The sequence below is a fragment of the Pedobacter sp. genome (assembly GCF_035317785.1).
Taxonomy (GTDB): domain Bacteria; phylum Bacteroidota; class Bacteroidia; order Sphingobacteriales; family Sphingobacteriaceae; genus Pedobacter.
In genome coordinates this window covers 1-2,711 of record NZ_DATHGC010000315.1, presented here as the reverse complement: position 1 = coordinate 2,711, position 2,711 = coordinate 1, and the positions used below count along the sequence as shown (strand labels likewise).

The window sequence follows — 2,711 nt, the reverse complement described above, 5'->3', positions numbered from 1 at the left end:
GGGACCTATGAACTAACTAATGTAAAACTAAAAAAGAATTCCCCTCAGGTCTGCAGGCGAATAGTTAATAGACTTCAGCGTTTTATTGTCATTAGTCCGGTATACCAAAAATAAAGATTCCTCTTCCTTATGATAAGCATCGCACTGGTGGTTCTTCCTGTAGTGCTGGATCGTTTCATGTGCTTCCTCCGCTGATTTGCAGGCTTTGCTCATGTTGGAACGGTGTACCTCGTCAAAAAGATCTTTAAACTTATCAGCCAGACCAAATTCCAGAATAGCTCCGGACAGCACATACTGAAGATCGCAAAGCGCGTCAGCCACCTCAACAAAATCATTGGCTTCAATCGCCTGCTTCAGTTCCTGCAGTTCTTCAGCCAGTAAAGAAACACGCAGGTTGGCCCTTTCCCTTGAGGGAATCCCCGGGGTTTCTTTTATCGGGTGCTTAAATGTTTTGTGAAACTCTGCTACTTTGTTTAGTGGATTTGGCTCTTGCATATCTGTTGATTTAATTGGGATTAAAATTACAATTATTATTGAATCCCAGATTCAGAAGCGCGTTATTTTTTCTTTTTAGCCGCCTTCGCCTCCGCGATTTCCTTGTTTTCCTTTACCCTGAACTTTGTCATTTCCCCGATCAACTGATAAGGAACAGGTTGGCTCAGCGGAAACTGAACCGTTGATTTGCTCCGCTTATAAGCCGACAGTTCCTTTTTATAGACCTCGAAAACTTTAAACGGTGCAGTGGAAACGGAAACATGCTTTTGATAAGCCGAAAAATAGATCAGCATGCCATAATATTTAAACGCAGGGATCTGGTAGCTGATCAGTTCTTCTGCATCCGGCGCGTTTTCCTTCATTATCTTTCTGATCTGCTGTAAAATAGCCTGTACACTTTCAGGAAAGGTATCGATATAAGCGTCTACGGTTTCAAATTTTTCTCTTTCTGCCATGATTGGTTATTTTAAAAAGATCAGTTGTTGTTTAAAGGTTCATAACTAAGGGTGATCACCCTGCTTATAAAACTACTAAAGTCCAGTGTTGGTTCATACCTTCACTGGACTTTCACCGGACTTTTTGCAGTGTCACAGATTTTCTTCTGTGTATTTTTTGAAACTGTCCAGGATCGCCTGCCAGCCGCCGCGCTGCATCTCAATCGGGTTGATCTCTTCAGGATCAAAAGTCTCAGTTACTTTGGTGGTGTCACCATCAGCTTCAAAAGTGATCTTTACCTTTCTACCGTCAGCGATGGTATAAGTGATCAGCTCATTGGTTTTTACATCGTCATAAATACCTGCAAAATCAAAACCGAAACTACCGTCTTTGGCTTCCATGCGTGACAGGAATTTGCCGCCTGCGCGCAGGTCACTTTCTGCATGGGGTGTATGCCAGTCCGGCGATGGGCTGCACCATTTGGTGATGTGTTCAGGTTGGTTCCATGACTCCCAAACTTTAGCTGCCGGTGCGTTTACTGTGGCTTCTACTGTGATTGTTGTTTTTTCCATTGTTTCCATGTCTATAGGTTTTTAAATTTAATGTTCTTGTTTGATATTGTAAAGGTAGGTCAGGATCTGATCGATAGAAATGGTGAAAAACGACAATTGAAGGGGGGATTAACGACTCTTCCAGAGAAAATTTGTTAGTTTAGAATCTGAACCAGATGTAAACACAAAATGAAGCCTCTAAAACAGACCTGGAGTCTATTGCCATTTATTCTTTTTTTCCTTCCATACTTTGCTATCGCACAACAGGCTGCGGTTTTAAAATCGCCGGATGGGAATATTGTTTTTTCCTTTAAGCTGAAGGATCAGAAACCCTTTTACGAGGTTGCCTACAAAGGCAAAATACTGGTAAGCGATTCAGAGCTCGGTTTTGTGTTTAAAGAAGGAGGAGCGTTTGGGGCGGGTATCAGGACGCCAAAAGTAGTGTTCAGCAAGGCGGATAGTGATTATGAGCTGCCCGTAGGAAAAACGAAAACGGTACATGATCTTCACAGGCAGGTACTGATCCCTTTAATAGAAGACAAGGCAGATGGCCGGCAAATTAACCTGGTGGTCAGGGCCTTTAATGACGGACTGGCTTTTCGCTTTGAATTTCCAAAACAGAAGAACTGGGATGCCTATACCTTGACCGATGAGAACAGCAGTTTTAACCTGGCCGGCAATCCAGGGGTCCGCACGCTGATCTTTGACAATTATAATAACAACCATGAGGGACTATATCAAAAGATGCCCCTTTCCGATTTGAAAGAAGGGCAGCTGATGGACATGCCCGCATTGTTTGAGTTTCCGGGCAAACAGTATATGGCCATTACCGAGGCCAGCCTTCGGGACTACGCAGGAATGTACCTCAGCAAGAAAAACGGACTACTGAAAAGCCAGCTTTCACCGCTGCAGGGTCAGCAGGAACTTAAAGTCAAGGCGATGTTACCGCACCAGACCCCCTGGCGGGTGATGATGATCAGTGACCGGATCGGCGCGCTGATCGAATCCAATATTTTGACCAGTTTAAATGAACCCTCCAAGATAAAGGATGTGTCCTGGCTCAAGCCCGGCAAGACCTCTTTTCACTGGTGGAATGGCGATGTCGTTCCGGATACTACCTTTGCACCGGGTGCCAACTTTGAGACCAATAAATACTACATAGATTTCTGTGCGAAGAACAATATAGAATACCATTCTGTCATCGGCTATGGCGGCTTCGCCTGGTACCCC

Annotated in this window: 4 protein-coding genes; 1 reads left to right on the top strand and 3 read right to left on the bottom strand. The window is 44.2% G+C overall.

Annotation, left to right across the window (positions count from 1 at the left end; translation table 11 throughout):
* Positions 1-27: 27 nt before the first annotated feature.
* The 3 genes from VK541_RS19745 to VK541_RS19735 all read right to left on the bottom strand — a co-directional run bounded on the left by VK541_RS19745 (position 28) and on the right by VK541_RS19735 (position 1,502).
* Positions 28-495, bottom strand: a complete 468-nt coding sequence (locus VK541_RS19745) for a nucleoside triphosphate pyrophosphohydrolase family protein (protein ID WP_324372152.1) — start codon at positions 493-495, stop codon at positions 28-30.
* A gap of 62 nt (positions 496-557) precedes the next feature.
* On the bottom strand, positions 558-950 hold the full coding sequence (locus tag VK541_RS19740; RefSeq protein WP_324372151.1) for an iron chaperone: 393 nt from the start codon (positions 948-950) through the stop codon (positions 558-560).
* Positions 951-1,082: 132 nt separating this feature from the next.
* Positions 1,083-1,502: an SRPBCC family protein gene (locus VK541_RS19735; RefSeq protein ID WP_324372150.1), complete on the bottom strand. Its 420-nt coding sequence runs from the start codon at positions 1,500-1,502 to the stop codon at positions 1,083-1,085.
* A 168-nt stretch (positions 1,503-1,670) separates the two neighbouring features.
* Between VK541_RS19735 and VK541_RS19730 the strand changes: the two genes are divergently transcribed.
* A partial coding sequence (locus VK541_RS19730) for a glycoside hydrolase family 97 N-terminal domain-containing protein (RefSeq protein WP_324372149.1) occupies positions 1,671-2,711 on the top strand: 1,041 nt, incomplete at its 3' end.

Excerpts from the sequence above, each read along its gene's own strand:
- VK541_RS19740 (WP_324372151.1), bottom strand. The coding sequence starts at position 950 with ATGGCAGAAAGAGAAAAATTTGAAACCGTAGACGCTTATATCGATACC.
- VK541_RS19735 (WP_324372150.1), bottom strand. The coding sequence starts at position 1,502 with ATGGAAAAAACAACAATCACAGTAGAAGCCACAGTAAACGCACCGGCA.
- VK541_RS19745 (WP_324372152.1), bottom strand. The coding sequence starts at position 495 with ATGCAAGAGCCAAATCCACTAAACAAAGTAGCAGAGTTTCACAAAACA.